Origin of the sequence: Micromonospora sp. NPDC048887, assembly GCF_040649715.1 — a bacterium.
In the GTDB taxonomy this organism is placed as follows: Bacteria; Actinomycetota; Actinomycetes; order Mycobacteriales; family Micromonosporaceae; genus Micromonospora.
Genome location: NZ_JBEZGA010000006.1, coordinates 176,615 through 200,991, shown reverse-complemented (window position 1 = coordinate 200,991; position 24,377 = coordinate 176,615). Strand labels below are relative to the sequence as shown.

26 protein-coding genes and 1 pseudogene are annotated in these 24,377 nt (G+C 74.0%); 10 read left to right on the top strand and 17 right to left on the bottom strand.

Features of this window, described 5'->3' with window-relative positions; all coding sequences use genetic code 11:
- Positions 1 to 15: 15 nt before the first annotated feature.
- Positions 16 to 1,314 carry an NAD(P)/FAD-dependent oxidoreductase gene (locus AB0C17_RS12775; RefSeq protein ID WP_357384074.1) on the bottom strand — a complete coding sequence of 433 codons (1,299 nt, stop codon included), beginning with the start codon at positions 1,312 to 1,314 and terminating at the stop codon, positions 16 to 18.
- A gap of 100 nt (positions 1,315 to 1,414) precedes the next feature.
- Between AB0C17_RS12775 and AB0C17_RS12770 the strand changes: the two genes are divergently transcribed.
- Complete coding sequence (locus AB0C17_RS12770) at positions 1,415 to 2,008, top strand: hypothetical protein (RefSeq protein ID WP_357473949.1); 594 nt, start codon at positions 1,415 to 1,417, stop codon at positions 2,006 to 2,008.
- A 108-nt stretch (positions 2,009 to 2,116) separates the two neighbouring features.
- Here AB0C17_RS12770 and AB0C17_RS12765 read toward each other — a convergent pair whose 3' ends face one another.
- Positions 2,117 to 2,662 (bottom strand): GNAT family protein, encoded by a 546-nt coding sequence (locus AB0C17_RS12765; protein WP_357478448.1) that lies wholly within the window; start codon positions 2,660 to 2,662, stop codon positions 2,117 to 2,119.
- Between the two features lie 724 nt (positions 2,663 to 3,386).
- On the opposite strand from AB0C17_RS12765, the gene AB0C17_RS12760 reads away from it, so the two are divergent.
- Positions 3,387 to 4,040 carry a C39 family peptidase gene (locus tag AB0C17_RS12760; RefSeq protein WP_357470926.1) on the top strand — a complete coding sequence of 218 codons (654 nt, stop codon included), beginning with the start codon at positions 3,387 to 3,389 and terminating at the stop codon, positions 4,038 to 4,040.
- A 179-nt stretch (positions 4,041 to 4,219) separates the two neighbouring features.
- Positions 4,220 to 6,019 carry a glycosyltransferase gene (locus AB0C17_RS12755; RefSeq protein WP_357478445.1) on the top strand — a complete coding sequence of 600 codons (1,800 nt, stop codon included), beginning with the start codon at positions 4,220 to 4,222 and terminating at the stop codon, positions 6,017 to 6,019.
- On the opposite strand, the pseudogene AB0C17_RS12750 reads toward AB0C17_RS12755, so the two are convergent.
- The 4 genes and pseudogenes from AB0C17_RS12750 to AB0C17_RS12735 all read right to left on the bottom strand — a co-directional run.
- Positions 5,945 to 6,115, bottom strand: a pseudogene (locus AB0C17_RS12750) (DUF6510 family protein); the annotation flags it as partial. The gene AB0C17_RS12755 and the pseudogene AB0C17_RS12750 overlap by 75 nt on opposite strands.
- A 47-nt stretch (positions 6,116 to 6,162) precedes the next feature.
- The gene (locus AB0C17_RS12745; RefSeq protein WP_357478521.1) at positions 6,163 to 6,882 is read right to left on the bottom strand and encodes a ferredoxin reductase; all 720 of its coding nucleotides are present in this window, start codon (positions 6,880 to 6,882) and stop codon (positions 6,163 to 6,165) included.
- Positions 6,883 to 6,922: 40 nt separating this feature from the next.
- Positions 6,923 to 7,522, bottom strand: coding sequence for a sulfite oxidase-like oxidoreductase (locus tag AB0C17_RS12740; RefSeq protein WP_357470928.1), 600 nt, complete (start codon positions 7,520 to 7,522; stop codon positions 6,923 to 6,925).
- A 44-nt stretch (positions 7,523 to 7,566) separates the two neighbouring features.
- Entirely contained in the window at positions 7,567 to 8,601 is a 1,035-nt protein-coding gene (locus tag AB0C17_RS12735; RefSeq protein WP_357384064.1) for a TerC/Alx family metal homeostasis membrane protein, read from the bottom strand.
- Between the two features lie 241 nt (positions 8,602 to 8,842).
- Here AB0C17_RS12735 and AB0C17_RS12730 point away from each other — a divergent pair, with 241 nt between their 5' ends.
- Positions 8,843 to 10,006 (top strand): CaiB/BaiF CoA-transferase family protein, encoded by a 1,164-nt coding sequence (locus AB0C17_RS12730; RefSeq protein ID WP_357470932.1) that lies wholly within the window; start codon positions 8,843 to 8,845, stop codon positions 10,004 to 10,006.
- Positions 10,007 to 10,021: 15 nt separating this feature from the next.
- On the opposite strand, the gene AB0C17_RS12725 is transcribed toward AB0C17_RS12730, so the two are convergent.
- Positions 10,022 to 10,429, bottom strand: a complete 408-nt coding sequence (locus AB0C17_RS12725) for a DUF2267 domain-containing protein (protein ID WP_357384060.1) — start codon at positions 10,427 to 10,429, stop codon at positions 10,022 to 10,024.
- A gap of 154 nt (positions 10,430 to 10,583) precedes the next feature.
- Between AB0C17_RS12725 and AB0C17_RS12720 the strand changes: the two genes are divergently transcribed.
- Positions 10,584 to 10,853 (top strand): DUF2795 domain-containing protein, encoded by a 270-nt coding sequence (locus AB0C17_RS12720; protein ID WP_030502657.1) that lies wholly within the window; start codon positions 10,584 to 10,586, stop codon positions 10,851 to 10,853.
- Positions 10,854 to 11,170: 317 nt separating this feature from the next.
- Here the strand turns inward: AB0C17_RS12720 and AB0C17_RS12715 are convergent, their stop codons facing one another.
- From AB0C17_RS12715 to AB0C17_RS12700, 4 genes are read right to left on the bottom strand one after another with little or no spacing between them, the layout of a single operon-like run.
- Positions 11,171 to 11,839, bottom strand: coding sequence for a hypothetical protein (locus AB0C17_RS12715; protein WP_357478442.1), 669 nt, complete (start codon positions 11,837 to 11,839; stop codon positions 11,171 to 11,173).
- 31 nt (positions 11,840 to 11,870) lie between these two features.
- Positions 11,871 to 12,842 (bottom strand): pirin family protein, encoded by a 972-nt coding sequence (locus AB0C17_RS12710; protein ID WP_357384056.1) that lies wholly within the window; start codon positions 12,840 to 12,842, stop codon positions 11,871 to 11,873.
- Between the two features lie 16 nt (positions 12,843 to 12,858).
- A complete protein-coding gene (locus AB0C17_RS12705) occupies positions 12,859 to 13,692 on the bottom strand; it encodes a hypothetical protein (RefSeq protein WP_357384054.1) in 834 nt (277 codons plus the stop codon).
- A gap of 30 nt (positions 13,693 to 13,722) precedes the next feature.
- Positions 13,723 to 14,064 carry a MazG-like family protein gene (locus AB0C17_RS12700; protein ID WP_357384052.1) on the bottom strand — a complete coding sequence of 114 codons (342 nt, stop codon included), beginning with the start codon at positions 14,062 to 14,064 and terminating at the stop codon, positions 13,723 to 13,725.
- Positions 14,065 to 14,156: 92 nt separating this feature from the next.
- Here AB0C17_RS12700 and gdhA point away from each other — a divergent pair, with 92 nt between their 5' ends.
- Together gdhA and AB0C17_RS12690 are read left to right on the top strand one after the other, a co-directional pair.
- The gene (gene gdhA, locus AB0C17_RS12695) at positions 14,157 to 15,488 is read left to right on the top strand and encodes an NADP-specific glutamate dehydrogenase (protein WP_357384050.1); all 1,332 of its coding nucleotides are present in this window, start codon (positions 14,157 to 14,159) and stop codon (positions 15,486 to 15,488) included.
- Between the two features lie 154 nt (positions 15,489 to 15,642).
- The gene (locus tag AB0C17_RS12690; protein ID WP_357478439.1) at positions 15,643 to 17,046 is read left to right on the top strand and encodes a hypothetical protein; all 1,404 of its coding nucleotides are present in this window, start codon (positions 15,643 to 15,645) and stop codon (positions 17,044 to 17,046) included.
- Here AB0C17_RS12690 and AB0C17_RS12685 read toward each other — a convergent pair.
- Entirely contained in the window at positions 17,010 to 17,780 is a 771-nt protein-coding gene (locus AB0C17_RS12685) for a DedA family protein (protein WP_357384046.1), read from the bottom strand. The two genes, AB0C17_RS12690 and AB0C17_RS12685, sit on opposite strands and share 37 nt — an antisense overlap.
- A gap of 66 nt (positions 17,781 to 17,846) precedes the next feature.
- Here AB0C17_RS12685 and AB0C17_RS12680 point away from each other — a divergent pair, with 66 nt between their 5' ends.
- Entirely contained in the window at positions 17,847 to 18,539 is a 693-nt protein-coding gene (locus AB0C17_RS12680; RefSeq protein ID WP_357384044.1) for a carbon-nitrogen hydrolase family protein, read from the top strand.
- Positions 18,540 to 18,564: 25 nt separating this feature from the next.
- The gene (locus AB0C17_RS12675; RefSeq protein ID WP_357478436.1) at positions 18,565 to 19,197 is read left to right on the top strand and encodes a phosphotransferase; all 633 of its coding nucleotides are present in this window, start codon (positions 18,565 to 18,567) and stop codon (positions 19,195 to 19,197) included.
- Here the strand turns inward: AB0C17_RS12675 and AB0C17_RS12670 are convergent.
- The 4 genes from AB0C17_RS12670 to AB0C17_RS12655 form a co-directional block, all read right to left on the bottom strand.
- Positions 19,164 to 20,597: a protein kinase gene (locus tag AB0C17_RS12670; RefSeq protein ID WP_357478433.1), complete on the bottom strand. Its 1,434-nt coding sequence runs from the start codon at positions 20,595 to 20,597 to the stop codon at positions 19,164 to 19,166. The genes AB0C17_RS12675 and AB0C17_RS12670 overlap by 34 nt on opposite strands.
- 62 nt (positions 20,598 to 20,659) lie before the next feature.
- On the bottom strand, positions 20,660 to 21,496 hold the full coding sequence (locus AB0C17_RS12665; RefSeq protein WP_357470953.1) for an SAM-dependent methyltransferase: 837 nt from the start codon (positions 21,494 to 21,496) through the stop codon (positions 20,660 to 20,662).
- A gap of 76 nt (positions 21,497 to 21,572) precedes the next feature.
- Positions 21,573 to 22,460: a helix-turn-helix transcriptional regulator gene (locus tag AB0C17_RS12660; protein WP_357471231.1), complete on the bottom strand. Its 888-nt coding sequence runs from the start codon at positions 22,458 to 22,460 to the stop codon at positions 21,573 to 21,575.
- A 104-nt stretch (positions 22,461 to 22,564) separates the two neighbouring features.
- Positions 22,565 to 22,822, bottom strand: coding sequence for a DUF397 domain-containing protein (locus AB0C17_RS12655; protein ID WP_013285958.1), 258 nt, complete (start codon positions 22,820 to 22,822; stop codon positions 22,565 to 22,567).
- Positions 22,823 to 23,048: 226 nt separating this feature from the next.
- On the opposite strand from AB0C17_RS12655, the gene AB0C17_RS12650 reads away from it, so the two are divergent.
- Complete coding sequence (locus AB0C17_RS12650) at positions 23,049 to 23,684, top strand: GGDEF domain-containing protein (RefSeq protein WP_357384036.1); 636 nt, start codon at positions 23,049 to 23,051, stop codon at positions 23,682 to 23,684.
- A gap of 19 nt (positions 23,685 to 23,703) precedes the next feature.
- On the opposite strand, the gene AB0C17_RS12645 is transcribed toward AB0C17_RS12650, so the two are convergent.
- Positions 23,704 to 24,198, bottom strand: coding sequence for a type II toxin-antitoxin system PemK/MazF family toxin (locus tag AB0C17_RS12645; RefSeq protein WP_357384034.1), 495 nt, complete (start codon positions 24,196 to 24,198; stop codon positions 23,704 to 23,706).
- Positions 24,199 to 24,377 lie beyond the last annotated feature (179 nt).

Below are 24,377 nucleotides of genomic sequence, written 5' to 3'. Positions count from 1 at the left end.
GCGTACGGGCGGCGCTCAGTGGCGGCGGGCCAGTTCCGGTGACTCGCTCTCCAGCGGCACCGCGTTCGCGGGCACCAGGCCGAGTTGCACGGCGGGGCGGGGCAGCGTCGCGTCCAGCGCCCAGTCCGCCGCGACGCGGGGCCGGTTGCCCGGCATGGCCAGCAGGTGGTAGCCCCGGGTGACGGCCTTGGCGGGCAGCCCTGCGAGCGGCACCTTCAGCGGGTTCGCCGCCGCGTCCTTGCCGCCGAGGTCCACCACCCAGCCCAGGTCGTGGTGCTTGTACGACTTGCGCTCGCCCTGGCCGTACGAGGCGGCGATGTTGTGCGCGGCCAGCTTGCCCTGCCGCTGGGCGTGCTGCGCGGTCATCGCGCACACCTGCCCGGGGCGGGTCGGGTCGGGCACGGCGGCGGCGTCGCCGCAGGCGAACACATCCGGGTAGCCGGGGACGTTGAGGAACTCGTCGACCACCAGCCGGCCCTTCTCGGTGCGCAGGCCCAGCTCGGCCACGAACGGGTCGGGGCGTACGCCGACGCACCAGATGAGGCTGCACGTCGGGACGTACTCGCCGTCGGTGAGCATCACGCCGTCCGGGGTGGCCTCGGCGACGGAGGTGCCCATCCGCACGTCAACACCGCGTTTGCGCAGCACCCGGTCGGCGGTGACGGACATCCGCCGGTCCAGTTCGGGCAGCACCCGGGGCGCCACGTCCAGCAGCATCCAGCGCGGCCGGACCTTCAGGTGCGGGCGCTGGGCCATCAGGCGGTCGGTGAACAGCTGCCCGTGCGCGGCCACCTCCGTACCGGTGTAGCCGGCGCCGACCACCACGAACGTGGCACGGGCCCGCTGCTCGGCCGGGTCCTCGGTCAGCTCGGCCAGCTCGATCTGCCGGACCACGTGGTCGTGCAGGAACAGCGCCTCGGGCAGGCCACGGAAGCCGTGGGCGTACTCGGTCACGCCGGGGATGGGCAGCAGCTTGTTGACGCTGCCGACGCTGAGCACGAGACGGTCGTACGCGAGCTGCCCGTGCTCGCCCTCGACCGAGCGGTAGCCGACCCACCGGTTCTGCAGGTCGACCCGGTCCGCCTCGCCGACCACCACGCGAACGCCGTCGAGCGTGCCGGCCAGCGGCACGGCGATCCGGGTCGGCTCCACCACGCCGGCCGCCACCTCCGGCAGCAGCGGCAGGTAGAGGAAGTAGTCGGTCGTGTTCAGCAGGACGATCTCGGCCCGGTCGCGGGCCAGCCGGCGCAACGTCTTGGCCGCGTGGTACCCGGCGAACCCGGCCCCCACGATCACCACACGTGGTTTCGTCATGCCTTCTGCGGTTCCCGGGCAGACCTGCGACAAACGTGCCCATGATCCATCCATCGGCAGCTATATGGACATTCCACGCGAGCGGCGCGAGGATGCCGGGATGGGAAACCACGAGACCGCCGAGGGCCGGCCCACAAGGCCCAGCCGGCGTACCTTCCTCACCGCCTCAGCGGCGGCCACCGCCGCCGCCGTCGCGACCCCGCTCACCGCCGCCCCGGCCGCCGCCGCGACCGGCGCTCCCCCGGGTCCGGGCCGCCCCGCCCGGCCGCAACGCCCCGGCCGCGAGCTGACCGCGCTGCTGCGCGAGATCGACAGCCGCCGGATCGAGGCCGTCGTGCGCCGGCTCGCCGCGTTCGGCACCCGCCACACCCTGTCCAGCCAGACCGATCCGGTACGCGGCATCGGCGCCGCCCGCGACTGGATCCACGCCCAACTGTCCGGGTACGCGGCCGCGTCCGGCGGCCGGATGACTGTCGAACTCCAGTCGTACGTGCAGCAGCCCGCCTCCCGCATTCCCGAGCCGACCACCATCACCAACGTGGTGGCGACCCTGCGCGGCGACGTCACACCAGAGCGGGTGTACGTCATCACCGGCCACTACGACTCCCGTGCCACCGACGTGATGGACGCGGTCAGCGACGCACCCGGCGCCGACGGCAGAAGGTGCTGCCGGTCGGCGACGTCACCGAGGTGACCATCGACCTGTCCAAGGACAACGTGTTCTTCGGCGTACGCGCGGTCGACCGGGCCGGGCACCGCAGCCCGGTCGCCTTCCCGAAGCCCGGTAGCTGAGGCCGCTCGGTCACCGTCCCGGCGCCGGGTCCGCCCGGTCCGGGGCGGTGATCGCCCAGCGTTCGTGGTCGCGCCACGCGCCGTCGATGAACAGATAGTCCGGGGAGAACCCCTCCAGCCGGAAGCCGAGCCGTCGCGCCAGCCGCTTCGACGGCTCGTTGCCGGGCTGGATGTTCGCCTCCAGCCGGTGCAGCCCCAGCGGCCCGAACGCGTACCCGATCACCAGCCGCACCCCGGCCGAGGCGTGCCCGGTCCCGGCGTACGGGCGGAACGCCGCGTACCCGAGGTAGCCGCCGCGCAGCGCGCCCAGCACGATGCCGCTGATGTTCGCGTACCCGGCGATCTCGCCGCTCTCCCGGTCGCAGAACAGGAACCCGGAGCTGTCCCGCCGCCGGATCTTACGCAGGTACGCCGCGTACATCTGCGCGTCGTCCGGCGCTGACAGCCACGGATGGTGCAGGTCGCGGCTGCGCCGGGCGGCGGCGACGAACTCCGCCTCGTCGGCGGTGCGGGGACGGCGGATGGCGACGCGGCCGTCGCTGCGCAGATATCGCACCGCTCCACTCTCGGCCACCGCCCCTGTCCCGCCCCACCCGGGATGCACTCCACCCGCCGCCCATTCCGGCGGACCGCGACCGCGTGACCGCCTCGCTCCGGAGCCAGCCCGCAGATCTTGGTAGGAAACGGCCCCATAGGGGCCCTTTCGTACCAAGATCTCGTCAGTTCCTGTCATGTGGCCTGCGGATCTCGCTTGTTGGGAGCAGGTCCTGCCGTTCGTGTCTACGAGCGCCCGTTCGGCGAGGTCTGCGAGGTCCGCGCGGGCCTGTCGGGCTAACAGCGAAGGTCGGTCCGTATCGGGTCGGGTGTCCGGTTCGGCTGCGGTGGCCCTGACGGGCTGTGGTCGGTGCCATCGTGAGGCTGGAATCGGTGGCGGGCGCGGGGCGTTGTACATGACTGGCCGCCGAGGCACCGGGTCGAGCGCCGCGCACACGCCCACCCAGGCGTCGAGCGGATCGCCAGGTCAGGGAATGGCCCCGGCCCGCCGGTCGTTACATCCCCGAGCCGCGGACAGCAGGCAACGCCCTCGGGCCGTCAGCCCCGGACGGAGTCACCACCGCCGGGAATGACACCGGGCCGGTCGTCGTTACATCCCCGAGCCGCGCACAGCAGGCCCCTCCAGGGCGCCCGCGTGCCAGCCCTTCGACGGGCACCCCGAAGACTTTCCCCCCTTTCGCGGCACCCCCCGCCGCGTCATCCCCCACTTCAGGGAGGCAACCATCATGGCTACCACTCTGCTGCGCAAGACCGTTCTGACCGCTGCCGGTATCGCCGCCACCGCTGGAGGCATCGCCGGTCCCGCCATCGCCGCCCACGCCGCCCCCACCACCAGCACCACCACCGTGGTGGCCGACCGCAAGGGCCACGGCGAGCGGGAGCTGGACGTGCGCTACGAAGCCCAGCCCAACTTCTACTTCTGCGGCCCCGCCGCCGCCCGTAACGCCCTGAGCGTGCAGGGCAAGAACATCGACGTGCACGCCATGGCCAAGGAGATGGGCACCACCGAGTCCGGCACCAACTCCATCAACGACATCACCCCGGTGCTGAACAAGGAGACCGGTAAGGACGTCTACAAGTCCACCGAGATCCCCGTGGACAAGGCCCGCGACCGGGACAAGGTCGACAAGCTGCGCGCCGACGTGGTCAAGACCGTCGACGACGGCCGCGCCGTGGTCGCCAACATCGCCGGCACCGCCACCGACACCGACGGCAACACCCACTCCTTCGAGGGCGGCCACTACATCAGCGTCGTCGGCTACCGCGACAACGGCAAGGTCGTGACGATCGCCGACTCGGCCAACCCGAACCAGGCCTCCTACCGAATGGACGTCGACGAGCTCGCCCGCTGGATCGCCAGCCGCGGCTACAGCTCCTGACCGAATGACAACGACAACGACAAAGGGCCCGACCCCCACCGCGGGGGTCGGGCCCTTTCGCGCGTATCCAACGGCTGCCTGCCGGTCACCTCGCCGTCACGCCGGTGTCGTCACCCGGACGGGTCGCTCCACCACGCTGAGTCGCGCCGGATCGTCCGGGCGACCGTGAAGGAGCAGCTGTGGCAGCCGAGGAGGCGACGCACCGCCCACCCACCACGCACCGCCCACCCGCGACGAGCCACCCCGACGTGAGCGTCGTCGTACCCGTCTACAACACGCTGCGCTACCTGCGGTCCTGCCTCGACTCGGTGCTGCGGCAGACCATCGGGCCGGACCGGATGGAGATCGTGGCGGTGGACGACGGGTCCACCGACGGCAGTGGCCGCCTGCTGGACCGGTACGCCGCGAAGTACCCCGGCACGGTACGGGTGGTCCATCAGCCCAACTCGGGTGGTCCGGCGGCGCCCTGCAACCGGGGACTGGACCTGGCCACCGGCCGGTACGTCTTCTTCCTCGGCTCGGACGACCGGCTCGGCCCGGAGGCCCTGGAGCGTCTGCTCGCCGCCGCCGACCGGTACGGCTCGGACGTGGTGGTCGGCAAGGTGGTGGGGGTCAACGGCCGGCACGTCTTCTCCGACGTGTTCGCCGGCGGCAACGCGGTGGACGTGAGCCTGTTCGACTCGGCGCTGCCCTGGTCGCTGGCGAACACGAAGCTGTTCCGGCGCGACCTGGTGGACCGGCTCGGGCTGCGCTTCCCGGAGGACATGCCGGTCCTCAGCGACCAGCCGTTCACGCTCGCCGCCTGCTACCACGCGCGGCGGATCTCGGTGCTCGCCGACTACGACTACTACCACGCGGTACGACGGCTGGACGCCCGCAACATCACGTACCACAGCCGGGTGGAGCAGCGCCTGGTCAGCGTGGAGCGGCTGTTCGCGTACGTGGCCGACCTGATCCCCGCCGGGGCGGGCCGGGACGCGGTACTGCGCCGCCACGCCGGGCTGGAACTGGCGAACCTCGTCGGCGACGACTTCCGGCACCTGGACCGGGGCGCGCAGGAGCGGGTACACGCCACTGTCGCCCGGCTGGTGCGGCGGCACGTCACCGACGGCCTGCGGGACCGGCTCGGTGTCGAGGCCCGGCTGCGCCTGGGCGTGGTGGCCGCGGGCGGGGTCGACGACCTGCTGGCGGTCATCGAGCAGGACACCGGGCGGGGCGTGCCGACGACGGTGTTCGCCGGTGACCGGTGGCACGCGGGCTACCCGGGCGCCCCGGCCCGGTGGACCGACGTCACCGACGTGCGCGCGGACTGGCTGGCCCGGCTGGACACCGTCGAGGTGGGCTGGACCGACCGGCACACGCTGACGGTGACCACGCGCAGCCCGTACCCCCGGTTCGCCTCGGAGGCCGGGCCGGTGCGGCTGCTGGCCGGTCCGGTCGTGGGCGCCACGAGGATGGACGCCGGCGACCCGACCGGCCGCACGCTGCGCACGGACTTCGCCCTCGACCGGCTCCTGGCCGCGAGCTGCGCGAGCGGGCAGCGCCACCCGGTGCGCGCCGAGGTGGACGGCGGTCACGGGCGCGGCGGCGCCGCGGTGCGCGCCCCTCGGCTCGCCGCCGGGCGGCCCCGGCTGCTGCGGCACGGCGCCCGGCTGTACGGGGTGGCCGCGACAGTCGACCCGCGCAACGGCCAGCTCGTGCTGTCGGTGGTGCCGGTGACGGTCGGGCAGCTGGTCGGACGGCTGCGCCGGCGCGGCCGGCGCGGCCCGGCCGAGGCGCGGGTGCCGGAGCGCGCCGCGGCGGCGCAGGCGTCAGGGCGCGGCGTGGAAGCCCTGCTCGGCCGGCATGGGCACCTGGAGGTACGTGGTGCCACGCAGGTCCAGCCAGGCCCGCTGCGGCGCGCGGACCAGCCGCACCATCACCCCGGCGCAGGCGGGACAGCGCCCGACCAGGCCCGGGGCGTGCGAGTAGACGTGTAGCCCGGCCATCGGGCCGGTCGTCCCGCAGGTGTCGCAGCGGCCGGTGGTGGCGCTGAGGTCGACGGCGAACAGCTCGCGCAACGGCCCGTCGAGCATGTTGCCGTCCAGGTACGACAGGTCTGTCATACGCCCTCCTCGGGTGCTCAGCCGGTCGGGCCGAACCGTTCGGTCCGCACGCGCCGGGTCGGGTGACCCAGCCCCACCAGCAGGTCGGCCACGGTCTCCACGAATCCGGTGGGACCGCACACGTAGCACAGCGGCTCCAGCTCGGGCGGCCAGCCGTGGCTGTTCACGTCGGCCAGGCCGATCCGGTGCGGCTCGCCGCGCCAGCCCTGCGGCGCGGACCGGGTGTAGACGTACGCGACGTCCAGGCCCTGGTCGTCGCGGGCACGGCGGCGCAACTCGTCGGCGTAGATGACGTCGTCGGGGGTGCGCACCGAGTAGACGAGCCGGAACGGGGTGCGGCTGCCGGCGGCCCGGCGCGCGCGGATCATCGCCATCAGCGGCACCACGCCGGAGCCGCCGGCCACCAGCAGCACCGGCGCGGTGTCGTCGGTACGCCAGACGAACCAGCCGCCGACCGGCCCGCGCACCTCCACCGGATCGCCCTCGGCGTAGGTGCCGGTCAGGTACGGCGACACCTCGCCGTCGGGCACCCGCTGCACCGTCACCTCGATCCGCTCGCCGTCGGCGGGGCCGGCCAGCGAGTACGAGCGGGCGGCCTGGTAGCCGTCCTCGGCGGTCAGGCGCACGTCGACGTGCTGCCCGGGCAGGTGTCCGGGCCAGCCGGGCACGTCCAGCACCAGGGTCTGCGCGGTGGGCGTCTCGATCCGCCGCTCGGCCAGCCGGGCCACCCGCCACATCAGCGGCGCGACGCGGCGCCCCTCGGCCGGTGCCGCCACCTCAGTCGCCCTGGTAGCGCTGCTCGCGCCACGGGTCGCCGTAGTCGTGGTAGCCGGCGGTCTCCCAGAAGCCGGGCCGGTCGTCGACGAGCAGCCGGATGCCGTGCACCCACTTCGCCGACTTCCACAGGTACAGGTGCGGTACGAGCAGCCGCGCCGGTCCGCCGTGTTCGGCCGGCAGCGGCCCGCCGTCGTACGTGTGCACCACCCAGGCCCGCCCGCCGCGCAGGTCGTCCAGCGGCAGGTTCGTGGTGTAGCCGCCGTAGGAGTGCGCGAGCGCGTACCGGGCGTCGGTGTCGACGCCGTCGAGCAGCGTGTCCAGGGAGACGCCCTGCCAGGTGGTGCCGAGCTTGGACCAGCGGGTGACGCAGTGCAGGTCCACCGTCGGGGTGTCCTGCGGCAGGCCCATCAGTTCGTCCCAGGACCAGCGGTACTCCGCGCCGTCCTCACCGGTCAGCACGAACTCCCAGGTGTCCAGCGGGACACGCGGGGTCGGGCCGGCGGAGAGCACCGGGAAGTCCTCGGTGAGGTACTGCCCCGGCGGCAGGTCGGGAGCGGACGTACGGGGCCGGCCCTGGAAGCCGGGCGAGACGATTCCCACCCGTCAGTCGTACCACCGCCGGTCCCGCCGGGGCAGGGGTTCCCTCAGGCCGAGCCGCCGCCCCGGGTCTCGTGCACCACAGTGCGCTTGCCGTCGCCGCTGTCGCGGGTGGCCCGCAGGCTGGTGATGGTGACGATCACCAGGACGCCGATGATCACGCCGAGCGAGGCCACCGTCGGGATCTCCGGCACGCTCTCCCAGATGCCGTGCGCCCAGTGCAGGCCGAGCTTGAGGCCGATGAAGGCCAGGATGACGGCCAGGCCGTAGCTGAGGTGCACCAGCCGGCTCAGCGCGGCGTGCAGCACGAAGTACAGCGCCCGCAGGCCCAGCAGCGCGAAGGCGTTCGTCGCGAAGACCAGGTACGGGTCCTCGGTGATGCCGTAGACGGCGGGTACCGAGTCGACGGCGAACACGATGTCGGTGGCCAGCACGGCGACGACGACGAGCGCGAACGGGGTGAGCGCCCGCCGGCCGTTCTGCCGGATGGTCATCCGGGTGCCGTGGTACTCGTCGACCACCGGCATGACCTTGCGCAGGAGCCGCACCGACCGCATCTTGTTGATGTCGACCTCCTGCTCGTGCCCGGTGAGGGCGTCGCGCAGCAGCTTCACCGCGGTGGCGACGAGGATGAGCGCGAACAGCAGGAAGGCGAAGTCGAGCGTCTTGAGCGCGGCGGCGCCGAGCGCGATGAACACGCCGCGCAGCACCAGGGCGCCCGCGATGCCGTAGAGCAGCACCCGCTGGGCCAGCACCGAGGGCACCGCGAAGGCGGCGAGCAGCAGCATGAAGACGAAGAGGTTGTCGACCGACAGCGACTTCTCGACCAGGTAACCGGTGAGGTACTCGATGCCCTGCTGGCTGCCCCAGCGGGACCAGACCCAGGCGCCGAAGGCCAGCGGCAGGGCGATGTAGAAGGCCGACCAGCCCAGGGCCTCACGGATGGAGACCTCGTGCGGCTTGCGGGTGACCAGGAAGTCGAGCACCAGCAGGACGAGCACTCCGACGATGGTGACCGCCCACAGCGTGGGCGTGCCGATCGACGACAGCTCGGACGCAGCCAGCGGGGACAATTCGGGCATGGAACCTCCTCGAACACCGTGTCATGTTCGAGGTCTCCTTCACCCACGTTTTCCGTGGGCAACCACCCGGGGCTCGCCTCGGCGGCTTGCCGTACTGACCGGAATGATTCGTGGGAAGTACTCCCCTCGCCTGGACAAGGCTAGGTCACCGCCGGACCGGACGCCAAGTCGGGACAGGGTTGATTGCCCTGGTCAACCGTTGTGCGGCGGCGAGGCGTGGCGCCGGGTCACCCGGGCCCCTATGGTGACGCGGGTGACGAACCACGGACCACTGACCGGCGTACGGGTGATCGAGCTGGCCGGCATCGGCCCCGTGCCGTTCGCGGCGATGATGCTGGCCGACCTCGGCGCCGACGTGATACGCGTCGACCGGCTCGGCGGCGGCGGGTTCGGCGCCTTTCCCGGCGACCTGCTGAACCGCAACCGCCGCTCGATCGCCGTGGACCTGAAGCAGCCCGCGGGCCGTGACCTCGTGCTGGCGCTCGTCGCCGGCGCGGACGCGCTGGTGGAGGGCTTCCGGCCGGGGGTGGCCGAGCGGCTCGGCATCGGCCCGGACGACTGTTTCGCCGTCAGCCCCAAGCTGGTGTACGGGCGGATGACCGGCTGGGGGCAGGAGGGCCCGCTCGCCCACAGCGCCGGGCACGACATCGACTACCTGGCGCTGACCGGCGCGCTGCACGGGGTTGGCCGGGCCGGTGAGCGTCCGGTGCCACCGATGAACCTGCTCGGCGACTTCGGCGGCGGCGGCATGATGCTGGCCCTCGGGGTGGTGGCGGCGCTGCACGCGGTGCGCGCCGACGGGCCCGGCCAGGTGGTCGACGCCGCGATCGTGGACGGCGTGTCGGTGCTGGCGACCCAGATCCACGCGCTGCGCGGCATCGGGCTGTGGCAGGACCCGCGCGGGGTGAACCTGCTCGACGGCGGCGCGCCCTTCTACGACACGTACGAGTGCGCCGACGGGCGCTACGTGGCGGTGGGCTCGCTGGAGCCGCAGTTCTACGCCGAACTGGTCCGGCTCACCGGTTTCCCGCCCGACGGCGACGACACGCCGGACCGGGACGACCCGGCGAACTGGCCGGCGTTACGGGCCGCCTGGGCGCGGCTGTTCCGCACCCGGACCCGGGACGAGTGGACGGAGCTGCTCGCCGGCACGGACGCCTGCGTGGCGCCGGTGCTCGACTGGGCCGAGGCGCCGGAGCACCCGCACCTGCGCGCCCGGGACACGTTCGTCGCGCCGGACGGGGTCACCCAGCCCGCGCCCGCGCCGCGCTTCTCGGCCACCCCTACCGGCGTGCGGCGGCCGCCGCCGACGCCGGGCGAGCACACCGACGAGGTCCTCGCCGAGGCCGCCGGCATGGCGGCCGACCGGATCACCGCGCTGCGCGCCGCCGGTGTGATCGGCTGACGCCTACCGGCCGGGTCAGCGCCGGTGCGTGGCGGCCGGGGCGAGTGCCGGTTCCACCAGTTCGCGGTAGTCGCGGGGGAACTGCACCACGACGTCCTGGAACTCGCCGCCGCTGATCGCCTCGCGCAACGTGACGAACACGGCGCGTACCGCGCCCCGGGCGGTGTTCTCGTCGCATCCGGCGCGGCGGGCGACCCGGGCCACGAACTCGGCCGCGCCGAACCGTTCGGCCGCCTCGTCACGCGGATAGGGGCTGAGCAACCCCCGCAGCGGCTTCGGCAGTTGCGCGGCCAGGTCCAGCACCTCGCCACCGGTCAGCCGCTCCGCGAACGTCTGAAGCGTGGCCGCGGTGAGCGTGGCGGCCCGGTCCTCGCCGGTGCCGGTGAGCCGGGCGACCCGGCTCACGAAGGTCAGGTAGTGCATCGGTGGTACCCCCTTCGGTGCGCCACCGCGGCTACCCGCGACGGCGCGGCGGAAACGGGGGGCGGGATTTCCGTGTTCGCGGGCGTGAGCAGCGGCGCGACGGGTAACCGCCGCCCGGTCACGACCCGAACTACTGCCGCGAGGAGCCCGACCCATGGCGAGTTACTCGGATGTCCTGGAGTACCTGTCCGCGCTGGACTACCCGGCCGGGAAGGACGACGTCATCCGCGAGGCGGAGCGGGAGGGCGCGCCGCCGGACGTGTTGCGGGCGTTGCGCGCGCTGCCCCCGGTGGACTACGCCAACGGCACCGAGGTGGCCCGCTCGGCCGGCATCGACGCGGCCCCCGAGGTGAGCCGCTCGCAGCGCGCGGCGCAGGCCCGGGACAACCACCCGCGCGTGTCGCAGCATCTGCGCGGCATCTGAGCACCGCGGGAGAGCCGGCGGCGACACGGCCGCCGGCCTCTGCGCGTGCCGGGGACGACGTGCGACAGTCGCAGGTGGCCGTTCCCCTGTGGCTGGTCCGCGTGCCCCGGACAGGCGAGCGCCCCGGGTCGCGAACCGCGACCTGGGGCGCCACGCAGCACCTGCCCTGCGCGGTTCACGCCCGAACCGGGTCGCGACCGCGCGGCGGTGAGATGTTCGCCCGAACCGGGCGGGCATCGCTGCCACGATCATCATACGACGCGGCATCAGCCGAACGGGTGAGAATCGCGGAAGTGTGTCCGGGCGCACGTACGCGCTCAGGCGGTCACCTCGGCGTAGCGCCGCTCGAGGTCCACTCGCGCCAGCGCTCCGACCAGCCACGACAGTTGCTCCGACTCGCCACTGCCGGTCAGTCCGGCGAGGTCGTGTGCGGTGCGTCCCAGCCCGAGCCGCCGGGCCGCCGCGAGCGCCCGCCGGTCGGCCACCGGCGCCGCCTCGCGCCACAGCGCCTGCGCCTCCCGCAGGAACAGGTCGCACACCTCGTCGTCCACTCCGGGCAGAGCGATGAGCAACCGCCGTTCCTCGCCCGGGTCCTGGTGCGCCGCGGTCCGCAGCCGGCGCAGGTCGCCCCGGTACGACTCGACGATCGTGCGGGCCAGGTCGCCGAGCGTGTCGGCGATCCCGGCCAGGTCACCGCGCAGCCCGGCGGCGCGCAGCACGCGTACCCGGTCCTCGTGCCGGGAGCGGGCCATCCGGGCGGCGGTGTCCCAGCCGGCGTCGCGCAGCGCGGTGGCCGCGTCGACCGCCCGGTGGAAGTCACCCCGGCGGGCCAGCAGGACGGCCAGGTACAGCACCTGGAACAACTGGGCCGGGTTGTTCGTCACCCGGAACCCGAAGCACTCGGCGAACCCTCGGCCGTCCCCGGCGAGCCGGCGGGCGAGGCGCTTGCGGTCCGCGAGGCCGGGCCTGGTGGTGGTTGTCGGCATGCCGCCGACTACCCCGGTGCGGGCCCGGCATTCAGCCGCGTACGCCACCGCTGCGGTCGCGGGCCTTGAGCCGGGTGGTGGGCAGCGCTGGCGCGGGCAGCGGCGGGGCCGCGTCGTCGGCGACCACGCCGAAGCGGCGGCCGGCCATCCAGTCCTCCCGGGCGGCCGCCACCTCCTCGTGCGAGCGGCCGACGAAGTTCCACCACATCACCAGTGGCTCCTCGAACGGGGTGCCGCCGAGCAGCAGCAGCCGGGTGCCCGGCTCGGCGACCAGCGTCAGCGCGTCCCGCCCGAGGCCCAGGTAGAGCAGCGCGCCGGGGGCCAGCGCCACGCCGTCGCACTCGGCGGCGCCGGACATGGCCAGCAGCCCGTACTCGAAGTCCGGACGCAGCGGCAGCGTGGCCGGCGCCGTGCCGCGGACCTCGAGCTGCGCGCCGACCAGCGGGGTGTGCACGAGCGCGGGCGAGCGTTCCCCGCCGAGGTCGCCGACGAGCAGCGTCACGTCCAGGTCGCCGTCGCGCCAGCGGGGCAGGTCGGCGTGGTGGGCGAAGGCCGGGTCGCCGGCCCGGGCCGGGTCGGGCAGTGCCACCCAGAGCTGCACGCCGTGCATCAGCGGCGGGTGCACCAGCGGGGACCGCTCGGAGTGGGCGATGCCGCGCCCGGAGGTCATCACGTTGAGCTGGCCGGGACGGATGGGCTGCACGTTGCCGAGGCTGTCGCGGTGCAGGATCTCCCCGTCGAGCAGCCAGGTGACGGTCTGGAGGCCGGTGTGCGGGTGCGGTGGCACCTCCATGCCGGGCCGGTCGGCCACGTCGTCGGGCCCGAAGTGGTCGACGAAGCACCAGGCGCCGACCATCCGGCGCTGCCGCTGCGGCAGCAGCCGCCGCACCGTGGTGTAGCGACCCAGCGGCACGTCGTGGCCCGGTAGCAGCACGCTGCCCGGGTCGGTCGGGCCGACGCCGGGTGGGAGCGTCTGCGCGGGCAGGGATTCGGTACGGTCCACCGCCCCGACTGTACGCTCAGTCCGCGCTGACGCTCACCGCGTTCGCGCCGCCCACCAGGTCGAGGTAGAGCCGGTCGGTGGCCCGGTCCCAGCCCGGCGAGCTGACCAGGTCGCCGGCGGCGATCCCGCCGCGACGCTCGTCGTACAGGGTCAGGGAGCCGGCGCCGGAGGCCACCCGCACCCGGGCCGGCGGCTCGCCGGGCACCGTCACAGTGAGTTCGCTGACCCCGCCGGTCATCCGGACGGTGAGGGAGCCGTCGAGCCGGGGCAGCAGCAGCCGGGTACGCGAGGCGCCGCCGACCAGGTCTACTCCGGCGAGCCGGGCCTCGCCCAGGTCGAGCCGCTGCTCGCTGACGCCGCCGATCAGCCGCAGCCGCCAGGTGACCCGGGAGTTGAGCACCACCTCGACCGCGGCCGGACCGGGGCGGCCGTTCTCCTCGATCCGCAGCCGGACCCGATCGCCGGCCAGTTGCGGGCGCGGCGTCACACCCGAACCGTCCGGCGTGCCGATCCGGTACAGGTCGTCGCCGAGGTCGGCGGCGCGCAGCGTGAACCGGGTCAGCCCGTCCACCAGCTCGAACTGGGCGAGCTGCCGGCCACCGCGCGGCGCGGCGAGGGTCTCGGCGCCGGCCACCTCGGCGGCGCCCGCCCCGCCGGATCCGCCGCGCCCGGGAAGGGGCGACGGCTCGCCGCCGGAGAAGACCACGCCGAGGCGGCCCGGGTTGGACAGCGTCACCGCGACCGCCACCGCGCCGAGCACCACCACCAGCACGGCGGCGGCGGCCAGCAGCCGGGCGCCACCGGACCAGCGGGGCCGGGCCAGGTCGGGGTCGTCCTCGGATGCGGTCATGCTCGTCCCCTCTCGCCGGTCCCCACCGGGTCATACGTCTGGTTCGGCGTCCCGGTTCATTCCCACTCCGGTGCGTTCCCGCACCTTGCCGGCACACGCGGCCAGCACGGCGTGCGCGTCCAGACCGAGACTCTCGATCGCGACGAGCGCGGTGAACGCCACGTCGGCCAGCTCGGCGGCGACGTCCTCGCGGGTGTGCGTCACCCCCTTGCGCGGGTTCTGCCCGAGCAGCCCGATCCAGGCTGCGGCGACCTCGCCGGCCTCCTCACCGATCTTGAGGATGCGGCAGGTCAGTTCGGTGTCGCCGCGGCCGTTCGCGGCGTCGAGCCAGGCGCGCGCGTCCCGCGCCGTCGTCCAGATGGTGGCGTCCACGCGGACCAGTGAACCGCACCCCGCAGACCGTTCGTATCCTGGGGCGACGCAGGCCAGAGGGCCTGCGTCCCAGGCGAGAGGAGGTGCCCGTGATGCCGGAGACCGTCGAGTCGGTGTTCGCCGGCGTGGTCGCCCGGAACCCGGGAGAGCCGGAGTTCCACCAAGCGGTCCGCGAGGTACTGGAGAGCATCGGTCCGGCCCTGGCCCGGCATCCGGAGTACGCCGAGGTGGTCGAGCGCGTCTGCGAACCGGAGCGGCAGGTCATCTTCCGCGTGCCGTGGGAGGACGACCAGGGCCGGGTACGGGTCAACCGTGGGTTCCGGGTGGAGTTCAACAGCGCGCTCGGCCCGTACAAGGGTGGCCTGCGCTTCCACCCGTCGGTCTACCTGGGCATCGTGAAGTTCCTCGGTTTCGAGCAGATCTTCAAGAACGCGCTGACCGGGCTGGCCATCGGCGGCGGCAAGGGCGGCGCGGACTTCGACCCGAAGGGCCGCTCCGACCGCGAGGTGATGCGGTTCTGCCAGAGCTTCATGACCGAGCTGTACCGGCACATCGGCCCGCAGACCGACGTGCCCGCCGGTGACATCGGGGTGGGCGGCCGGGAGATCGGCTACCTGTTCGGGCAGTACAAGCGGATCACCAACCGGTACGACGCGGGCGTGCTCACCGGCAAGGGCCTGGCGTACGGGGGCGCGCAGGTGCGCCGCGAGGCGACCGGGTACGGGGCGGTGTTCTTCGCCGACGAGATGCTGCGTCAGGCCGGGGACAGCCTGGAGGGCAAGCGGGTCGTGGTGTCCGGCTCCGGCAACGTGGCCATCTACGCCATCGAGAAGGTGCACCAGCTCGGCGGCACCGTGGTGGCGTGCTCGGACTCCGGCGGCTACGTGGTCGACGAGAAGGGCATCGACCTGGCGTTGCTGCGCGAGCTGAAGGAGCAGCGGCGGGGCCGGCTGGCCGAGTACGCGGAGCACGCCCGCAACGCGGTGGCGGTCGCGGACCGCAACGTCTGGGAGGTGCCCTGCGACCTGGCGCTGCCCTGCGCCACGCAGAACGAGATCGGCGGCGCGGAGGCCGCCGCGCTGGTCGCCGGCGGCTGCGTCGCGGTGGTGGAGGGGGCGAACATGCCCACCACGCCGGAGGCGGTGCGGATCCTCGGCCGGGCCGGGGTGCGGTTCGCCCCGGGCAAGGCGGCAAACGCCGGCGGGGTGGCGGTGAGCGGGCTGGAGATGCAGCAGAACGCCAGCCGCGACACGTGGACGTTCGGCGAGTCCGAGCAGCGGCTGCGCGAGATCATGCGGGACGTGCACGACAGGTGCTGGGCGACGGCCGAGGAGTTCGGCCTGCCCGGCGACTACGTGGCCGGGGCGAACATCCAGGGTTTCCGGCGGGTGGCCGAGGCGATGCTGGCGCACGGCCTGGTCTGAGCGGACCGCGGGACGGACGCAGACCGAGCGGCCGGTCAGCGATTGACAGTGCTCGACCCCCGGCCTAGGTTCAGTGCGCTACCGGCCGGTAGGCATCCGTCCCGCGTCGTCACCCCCCGTCCCGGGGTGGCACCCGTCCCCCCGGGGAGCAGCGATGCAGCCCTCACCCGTCCGCCGCCGGCTGCTCGCCGTCGGCGCGGCCCTCACGCTGGCGCTCGGCCTCACCGGCGCGGCGCCCGCCGCCGCCGGCGGCCGCGCCGACGGCAGCGGCCCGCTGCCCGGCTACACCATCGTCAACCCGCCGCTGCCGCCACTGGTCGTGAACGACGCCGCCACCACCGTGCGGCAGGGCGTGCACGCGAACGCCGGATACATCATCGAGATCCCCAGGCGCTGGAACGGCGAGCTGGTGATGTGGGCGCACGGCTACCGCGGGCAGGGCACCGAGCTGTCGCCGGAGCCGCCCGGCTTCGACCTGCGGCAGCGCCTGGTCGCCCAGGGGTACGCGTGGGCGTCGTCGTCGTACGACCGCAACGGCTACGACGTGCGCTCCGGCGTACGCGGCACCCGTGCCCTGGCCGACCTGTTCTCCCGTACCGTCCGGCGCCCGCACCGGGTGTTCGTCGCCGGGGTGTCGATGGGCGGCCACGTCATCGGCCGGTCGCTGGAGCAGTACCCGGGCTTCTACGCCGGGGCGCTGCCGATGTGCGGAGTGCTCGGCGACCAGGAGCTGTTCGACTTCTTCCTGGACTACAACCTGGCCGCGCAGGCGCTGGCCGGGGTGCGCGCGTACCCGACGCCGCCCGACTACCTGACCTCGGCGGTGCCCCGGATCCAGGTCACGCTCGGCCTGGCCGGGCTGACCCCGGGCGGCCCGGACACCACGAACGACCTCGGCAAGCAGCTACGCGCGGTCACCGTGGACCGCTCCGGCGGGCCGCGGCCGGGCACCGACGCCGCGTTCGCGATCTGGAAGGACTTCCTGTTCGGCATCGCGGTCAGCGAGGCGGACGGCTCCCCCGCCCGGCGTCCCGGCCAGCTCGCCACGAACCTGTTCACCAGGTACACGCCGAACCAGCCGGTGAACCTCAACGCCACCGTGCGGCGGGTCGCGCCGGAGAACCTGCGCCAGCGGCTCTCACCCGGCCTGACCGAGGTGCCCCGGATCGCCGGGCGGCCCACCGCGCCGGTGCTGAGCCTGCACGGCCTCGGCGACCTGTTCGTGCCGTTGGGCATGGAGCAGGCGTACGCCCGGGACGTCGCCCGCAACGGCCGGTCCCGGCTGCTGGTGCAGCGGGCGGTGCGCACCGCGCAGCACTGCGAGTTCAGCCCGGCCGAGGCCGGCGCCGCCTGGGACGACCTGGTCCGCTGGGTGCGCACCGGCAAGCGCCCCGCCGGTGACCCGGTCACCGACCGGCGCGCGGTGGCGGCGCCGGACTTCGGCTGCCGGTTCAGCGACGAGGCCGCCCGGGCCGCCGGCGCCGGCACCCGCCCGCTCTACCCACCGTGCCCGGCCGGCGCTCAGTCCTCCGCCCGGGTGTACCAGCCGCCCCGGTAGACGGTGCCCTGCGGGGCCGGCTCCGACTGCGGAGCCGGCTCCGGTTCCGGCGGCGCGGCGGCGATCCGGCGGGAGCGGCGGACCCGGCTGACCACGAACCAGCAGAGCCCGGCCACCACGGCCACGATGACGACCTTCTGGAACGTGCCCGCGTACGCCTCGACCACGTGCCACTGCTCGCCGAGCAGGAAGCCGGCGAGCACGAACGTGGTGTTCCAGATCAGGCTGCCCAGCGTGGTGTAGAGCAGGAACACCGGAACCGGCATCCGTTCCACCCCGGCCGGGATGGAGATGAGACTTCGGAAGATCGGAATCATCCGGCCGAAGAACACCGCCTTGACGCCGTGGCGCAGGAACCACGCCTCGGTGCGGTCCACGTCCTCCAGCTTGATCAGCGGCAGCCGCGCGGCCAGGGCGCGCATCCGGTCCCGCCCGAGGGCCGCCCCGATGTAGTAGAGCGCCAGCGCGCCCACCACCGACCCGAGCGTGGTCCAGAAGATGGCGCCGGCCAGGCTCATCTTGCCCTGGCTCGCGGTGAAGCCGGCCAGCGGCAGGATCACCTCGCTGGGGATGGGCGGGAACAGGTTCTCCAGCGCCACCGCGAGGCCGGCACCCGGTCCACCGAGCCGTTCCATCAGGCCGGTGACCCAGCCGGCCACTCCGTCGCCGGACGGCTCCGCCGCCCGCGCGGCGCTCACCCGGGGGCCGGCGAGCAGCTGTGCGTTTCCGATCATCGGACCAACGTTACGGGGCGAAGCTGGGGACGGCCACGCGTGATGGAAACCATTATCGTGTACGTCATGCGTACGCCGCTGCGGATCGCCGTCGCCCAGCCGCTCACCCGCTCCGACGACGTCGAGGGCAACGCGGTACGCCACGCCGAGGCCGTACGCGCCGCGTCGGCCCGGGTGGTGGTCTTCCCGGAGATGTCACTGACCGGCTACGAGCTGACCGCCGCGCCGCTGGACCCGGACGATCCCCGGCTCGCACCGCTGCGCGCGGCCTGCGCCGAAACCGGCACCCTGGCGCTGGCCGGGGCGCCGGTGCCCGGGCCGCACATCGGGGTGCTCGCCGTCGACGGCGAGGGCGTGCGGGTGGCGTACCGGAAGATGTGCCTTGGTGGCGCGGAGCCGCGGCACATGCGGCCGGGCCGGGAGCCGGCGGTGCTCGATGTGGACGGCTGGCGGCTGGGGCTTGCCGTGTGCAAGGACACCGGGACGCCGGAGCACGCGGCGGCGACGGTGGCGCTCGGCGCGGACGCCTACCTGGCCGGGGTGCTGGAGTCCGCCGACGACGCGGCGGTGCCGGACGAGCGTGCCCGCCGGGTCGCCGCCGCGCACGGCGTCTGGGTGGTGACGGCCAGCTTCGCCGGCTCGACCGGCGGCGGGTACGCGCGGGCCGCGGGTGGCTCGGGGATCTGGTCACCGGCGGGCGAGCCGGTGGCCCGTGCCGGCACCGGCGCCGGTGAGGTGGTCACCGGGACGTTGCACTGAGGACGGATCGCCTACGCTCGGCGGGATGGCACCGTCGGAGGGCACCGGCCCGGCACCGGCCGGCTTCCCGGTGGCGACCCCACTCGCCACCGGCCGCACCGCCGACGTGTGGCTGCTGCCCGGCGGGCAGGTGCTGCGCCGCTACCGCGACGGTGGCGACGTGCGGGCCGAGGCCGAGGTGATGCGGCACCTGCACCGGGCCGGCTATCCGGTGCCCCGGGTGCACCACGCCGAGGGCGCCGACCTGGTGCTCGACCGGGTCACCGGCCCGACGCTGGTGGAGGCGTTCCACACGGGCGCCGTCACCGCGCGAGCGGGCGCCCGCATGCTGGCCGCGACCGGTCCGGTGGTCATCGACTGGACCGACAGCGCCGAGGGGCCGCCGGCGCTGGACCGGACGACGACAGCGCTGATCCTCGCGGAGGTCGCCGTCGCTCCGGGTCACCCGCTGGCGGCGGCGGCAGGTGAGTTGCTGGCCGCGTACGCCGCCGTCTCCGGGCCGCTCGACCGGCTGGCGGAGGCGGTGCGGCACCGTGCCGCCGGTCACGCGCCCGATCCGGAGCTGCTGCCCGAGGCCGCGGCCCTGGTGACGGAGACGATCCGCGCTGTCGCGCCTCCGGCGGGTCAGCCCTCGTCGGCGCCGCGCAGCCGCTCGTAGCCGTCGAGCAGCTTGCGCAGCGCGGCGGCGGTGACCGCATCGATCTTGTCGTCCTCGGCCGCGTCGTCGATCTTCTCGCGCAGGTCCTCGACCCGCTTGCCCCTGTCCTTCGGCTTGCCCCGGTCCAGCTCGGCGGCCTTCTTGCGCAGGTCGGCGGCGGTCTTGCGGTCGATCAGCCCGACCGACTCGGCCCGGTCGAGCAGCTCACCGAACCGGTCGCCGAGCTGACGCAGCGTCACCGGCTCGGGCGCCGCCGGCGTCGGTGCGGCGCTGCTGGGCTCGGCGGCCGGCCGTTCGGCGGCGCCGGTCGACGGGCCGGCGGTGGGCACGGCGGCCGGCGGCGTACCGGAGCCGTCACCCCACACCAGCGAGCCGACCACCGCGAGCAGCAGCACCACCGCACCGGCCACCAGCAGCCCGAACAGCCGGTTCGACGAGACCGCCGGACGCGGCGGCGCGACGGGACGCCCCGGCGGGCGGGACGCGGCGACAGAGGGCCGCTCGACGAGCGTGGGCGGGTGCGCCACCGGCGCCACGGTGGGCAGGATCGCCGTCGGCGGGTCCACCGGGCGGCCCGCACCGAGCCGCTCGGCGAGCCGGGCCGCTGTGGGCCGGCGGTCCGGGTCCAGCGCCAGGCAGGCGAGCACCAGGTCGGCGATCTCCGGCGGCAGGCCGGGCACCCGCGGCGACGGCACCGCCGGCCGGTTGCGCCGCACGTCCAGCACGTCGTCCCAGCTGCGCACCGGCAGCGGGGCCCGGCCGGTGAGGCTGCGGTACAGCAGTACGCCGAGCGCGTACACGTCGCCGGCCGGGTTCGCCGGGCCCGGGTCGAGACGTTCCGGGGCGAAGTAGGCGGGCGTGCCCATCAGCAGCGCGCCGGTCTGCCCGGTGACCGGGTGCGGGCCGGCCGGCGCGGCGATGCCGAAGTCGAGCACCTTCGCGCCGGTCTCGGTGAGCATCACGTTCGCCGGCTTGACGTCGCGGTGCACCACGCCGATCCGGTGCGCCGCGGCCAGCGCCCCGGCCACCTGCCCGGCGGTGCGCACGGCGTCCGGCCAGGCCAACGGACCACCCGCCAGCCGGTCGGCGAGCGTCTGCCCCTCCACCAGTTCCATCACCAGGTACGGAACCACGACGCCGCCGTCCAGCGTCGCCTCGCCGTAGTCGTACACCTGGGTCACGTGCGGATGGGTGAGCCGCGCCGCCGCGCGGGCCTCGCGCTGGATCACCGCCCGCAGTTTCGGGTCGGCGGCGAGCTGCCCGGCGAGGGCCTTGACCGCGACGGGCCGGTGCAGCACCTCGTCGTCGGCCCGCCACACCTCGGACATCCCGCCGAGGCCGATGCGTTCGCGCAGGACGTACCGGTCGTGCAGGCGCAGGGCGGGCGTGAACGGCGACATGATGCCTCCAGTCTGCCCGTGCGGCCCCCCGGCCCGTCAACCGCCTGGCACGCAGCCCCGGGTCAGGGTTTGCGGGCGACCCCGCCGTACATGCTGACGTCGATCACCGACGGGCGCGGCTCCGGCTCGCCGTCGGCACGCCACTCGGCCACCGAGCAGACACCCGGCTCGACCAGTTCCAGCCCGTCGAAGAAGCGGACGAACTCCTCCCGGCTGCGCAGGTTGATCACGCCGTGCGGGCCGCCGCCGCGCGCCGCCGCCTTCGCCTCGACGGCCACGTCGGGCGGCAGGTAGTCGTGGGTGGCGTGCGAGGCCGCCAGGTAGCTGCCGGCTGGCAACGCGTCCAGCAGGCGGCCGACGATCGTGTACGGATCCTCGCCGTCCGGCACGAAGTGCAGCACCGCCAGCAGCATCAACGCCACCGGCTGGGACAGGTCGAGCGTGCGGCGCAGATCAGGGTGGGCGAGGATGCGTTCCGGGTCGACGAGGTCCGCGTCCAGGTAGGCGGTGGCGCCCTCGGCGGAGCTGGTGAGCAACGCGCGGGCGTGGGCCAGCACGATCGGGTCGTTGTCGACGTAGACCACCCGGGCGCGCGGGTCGGTCGACTGCGCCACCTCGTGCGTGTTGTCGGCGGTGGGGATGCCGGTGCCGATGTCCAGGAACTGGCGGATGCCCGCCTCGCCGGCCAGGTGGCGCACCGCGCGGCGCAGGAACCGCCGGTTCTCCAGCGCGCTGAGCCGGATGGTCGGGAACCGCGCGGCCATGGCGTCGCCGGAGTCACGGTCGGCCTGGAAGTTGTCCTTCCCGCCGAGCCAGTAGTTGTACCGGCGGGCGGGGTGCGCCACCGTGGTGTCTATCCGGCCGGACTCGGGTGCCGTACCTGGTGCTTCGCTGGTCAAGGCCGCCTCCACGACTCGCGTGCCACCGTCCACTGTCTTCGGTCGCCGATCATGCCACGGCCCGCCATCGAGCCGGTCAGGCCGGGTAGAGCTCGTCGCGCAGGCGGGTCAGCAGCTCCGGCGTCCGCTCCGGCGGCACGGCCTCCACGCACAACCGTTCCATCGCCTCGGCGTAGAAGTCGAGGTCGTCGCGCTTGTCCAGGTAGATCGCGCTGGTGAGCTGCTCGATGTAGACGATGTCGGGCAGGTCGGCGTCGCCGAAGCGCAGGATGCTGAACGCGCCACTGGCCGCCGCGTGCCCGCCGGCGGCGAACGGAACGATCTGCAACCGCACATGCGGGCCGGAGGTCGCCTCGATCAGCGCGTCCATCTGCTCCCGCATCACCGCCGCGCCGCCGATCGGGCGACGCAGCACCGCCTCGTCGAGCACCGCCCACAACTGCGGCGGGTTCGCGCGCCGCAGCAGATCCTTGCGCTGCATCCGCAGCTCCACCCGCCGGTCCAGCTCCGCCACCGACGCGCCGCGGTGGCCGAGCAGGATCACCTCCCGGGCGTACGCGGCGGTCTGCAGCAGGCCGGGCACGAACTGCACCTCGTAGGTGCGGATCATCGCGGCGGCCGCCTCCAGGCCCAGATAGGACTGGAACCAGGGCGGGAGCACGTCGCCGTAGCGGTGCCACCAGCCCGGGTTGTTCGCGTCCTGCGCCAGCTTGAGCAGCGCGGTGCGGTCCTCCGGGGCGGTGACGCCGTAGAGCGTGAGCAGGTCGGCCACGTCGCGCTCCTTGAAGCCGACCCGGCCGAGCTCCATTCGGCTGATCTTCGACTCCGACGAGCGGATCTCCCAGCCGGCGGTCTCGCGGCTGACCCCGGCGCTCTCCCGCAGCCGGCGCAACTGCCCGCCGAGCAACATGCGCAGCACTGTCGGACCGCTTGTCGGACCACCCTCGACGGGCACCGTCGCCACCTGACCGCCCTCGCATCCCGGCCGCACCGGCCGGGCACCCTCCCGGCCGACGAGTAAGCATGCCATGAACCGACAGTGAGGTGAACTCCTCCGTACGGACGGAGTCAGTCCCGTGTACGGGACGGCGGGATGAGGTGGTCGAAGTCGCCGTCGCGGGCGCCGAGCACGAACGCGGCGATCTCGTCCACCGTGTAGATGAGTGCCGGCCCTTCGGGGTGCCGCGAGTTGCGGACCGCGATGCCGCCACCACCGGGCAGCTCGGCCAGTTCGACGCAGTTGCCGCTGGGGTTGCTGCGACGGCTCTTCAACCAGCGCATCGGTGGCAACTCGGTCACGGGCACGCCGTTCGGGGGTTGCTGCATGGGCGTCCTTCGGGAATGAGCCAGCCGAGGCCGCGGGGAGGGGCGGTGGGTGGCGACGTCTGTCGACTGAGGAGTGAGATGCACGTGCATCTGCTATTGCATCTGCAATGGACAGAGAGCATGATAACCGAAATACGGTGTGCCGGTTCGCTCACGTACGGTGACCCGAGCCCGGCCCCGGGGATGCCGCTTCGCGCGGCTACGGGACTGCGGTGAGGAGGACGCGTTGGCGGATCCGATGACCATCGCCTCCGGCATCTCCGCGGCGGGCGCGCTCGTCTCCGCCTGGCAGTTGCGCCGCCGCGCCCTACGCGCCGAAGCCGAGATCGAGCTGCTCCAGGCCGAGCTGGCCGCCGAGCGGCACGCCGCCAGCCACGACCCGCTCACCGGGCTGCCAAACCGCCGCGCGTTCTTCCGCCTGGCCGCCGCCCTGCTCACCGACCCGGCCGGTCAGCCCCTCGTCGCGGTCGTGCTCGACCTGGACAACTTCAAGCAGGTGAACGACCGCTACGGGCACGCCGCCGGAGATCAGGTGCTGGTCAGCGTGGCACAACGGCTGGCCGCGTTCGCCGGCAACAACCCGGTCGCCCGCCTCGGCGGCGACGAGTTCGCCGGCCTGCTGGCCAGCCCGACGGCGGACCGCTGGTGGATCGAGCACGCCACCCGGCGGCTCTGTGAGGCGCTCGCCGCGCCGATCCCGCTGGGGGCGCGCAGCATCCAGGTCACCGCCTCGGTCGGGCTCGCGCCCGTGCACTGCCCCACGCAGCTCACCGACGCGCTCTGCCGCGCCGACGCGGCCATGTACGAGGCGAAGACGCTCGGCGCCGCCCGCCCGACCCGCCAGCTCGTCGCGGAGTGCTGACCCGGGCCCTACCCGGTGGTCAGCGCCAGCCGTAGCCGGCGCGCAACGCCGCACCGACCCGGTCGAACCGGGGCCGGTCCAGCACCGCACCCTCGCGGCGGATGCCGTCCTCGCGCATGGTGAGCACCCGGTCCAGGCGTACCCAGCTCGGCCGCTTGTCCCGGTCCCACTCCCCCGGGCCGAGCGCCAGCCAGTGCCGCTGGCCGTCCCGGTCGCTCTGGCTCGACAGCATCAGCCCGAACAGCGTGCGGCTGTGCCGGCCCACCACCAGCACCGGGCGGTCCTTGCCCTGACGCGGGTCGTCCTCGTACGGCACCCACGTCCAGACGATCTCGCCCGGGTCGGCCTGCCCGTCCGGCTCCGGGGCGTACGACAGTTCGCGGCGCTGCAACGCGTTGACCTGGCGGCGGCGCGCGACCTGCGCCGGGATCGGCCCGCCGGTGCGGGCGGGGGCGGGCGCCACCCGGGTGATCCGGCCGAGCTTCGACGCCACGTTCTTCAACAGACCTGCCACGGCGGGCAGCCTATCGGGCGGGGTGCGTCCGCTACCGGCGAGGTGGCCCGCGTCGTCGACACCGGCTGAGTGGGATCGGCGCCGGGCGGCGCACCCGGGCGTCCCCCGCGCTGGGCGATGTTAATAAGGGGCCCTTCTACTACCGGAGGCGTTAACAGGGGGCCCTTCCTTACTCTCTA

Excerpts from the sequence above, each read along its gene's own strand:
- AB0C17_RS12675 (WP_357478436.1), top strand. The coding sequence starts at position 18,565 with ATGGCACCGTCGGAGGGCACCGGCCCGGCACCGGCCGGCTTCCCGGTG.
- AB0C17_RS12770 (WP_357473949.1), top strand. The coding sequence starts at position 1,415 with ATGGGAAACCACGAGACCGCCGAGGGCCGGCCCACAAGGCCCAGCCGG.
- AB0C17_RS12655 (WP_013285958.1), bottom strand. The coding sequence starts at position 22,822 with ATGCAGCAACCCCCGAACGGCGTGCCCGTGACCGAGTTGCCACCGATG.
- AB0C17_RS12725 (WP_357384060.1), bottom strand. The coding sequence starts at position 10,429 with ATGCACTACCTGACCTTCGTGAGCCGGGTCGCCCGGCTCACCGGCACC.
- AB0C17_RS12735 (WP_357384064.1), bottom strand. The coding sequence starts at position 8,601 with ATGCCCGAATTGTCCCCGCTGGCTGCGTCCGAGCTGTCGTCGATCGGC.
- AB0C17_RS12745 (WP_357478521.1), bottom strand. The coding sequence starts at position 6,882 with ATGTGGCGGGTGGCCCGGCTGGCCGAGCGGCGGATCGAGACGCCCACC.
- AB0C17_RS12690 (WP_357478439.1), top strand. The coding sequence starts at position 15,643 with ATGCAGCCCTCACCCGTCCGCCGCCGGCTGCTCGCCGTCGGCGCGGCC.
- AB0C17_RS12705 (WP_357384054.1), bottom strand. The coding sequence starts at position 13,692 with ATGACCGCATCCGAGGACGACCCCGACCTGGCCCGGCCCCGCTGGTCC.
- AB0C17_RS12720 (WP_030502657.1), top strand. The coding sequence starts at position 10,584 with ATGGCGAGTTACTCGGATGTCCTGGAGTACCTGTCCGCGCTGGACTAC.
- AB0C17_RS12670 (WP_357478433.1), bottom strand. The coding sequence starts at position 20,597 with ATGTCGCCGTTCACGCCCGCCCTGCGCCTGCACGACCGGTACGTCCTG.
- AB0C17_RS12680 (WP_357384044.1), top strand. The coding sequence starts at position 17,847 with ATGCGTACGCCGCTGCGGATCGCCGTCGCCCAGCCGCTCACCCGCTCC.
- AB0C17_RS12730 (WP_357470932.1), top strand. The coding sequence starts at position 8,843 with ATGGTGACGCGGGTGACGAACCACGGACCACTGACCGGCGTACGGGTG.
- AB0C17_RS12685 (WP_357384046.1), bottom strand. The coding sequence starts at position 17,780 with ATGATCGGAAACGCACAGCTGCTCGCCGGCCCCCGGGTGAGCGCCGCG.
- AB0C17_RS12775 (WP_357384074.1), bottom strand. The coding sequence starts at position 1,314 with ATGACGAAACCACGTGTGGTGATCGTGGGGGCCGGGTTCGCCGGGTAC.
- AB0C17_RS12760 (WP_357470926.1), top strand. The coding sequence starts at position 3,387 with ATGGCTACCACTCTGCTGCGCAAGACCGTTCTGACCGCTGCCGGTATC.
- AB0C17_RS12715 (WP_357478442.1), bottom strand. The coding sequence starts at position 11,839 with ATGCCGACAACCACCACCAGGCCCGGCCTCGCGGACCGCAAGCGCCTC.
- gdhA (WP_357384050.1), top strand. The coding sequence starts at position 14,157 with ATGCCGGAGACCGTCGAGTCGGTGTTCGCCGGCGTGGTCGCCCGGAAC.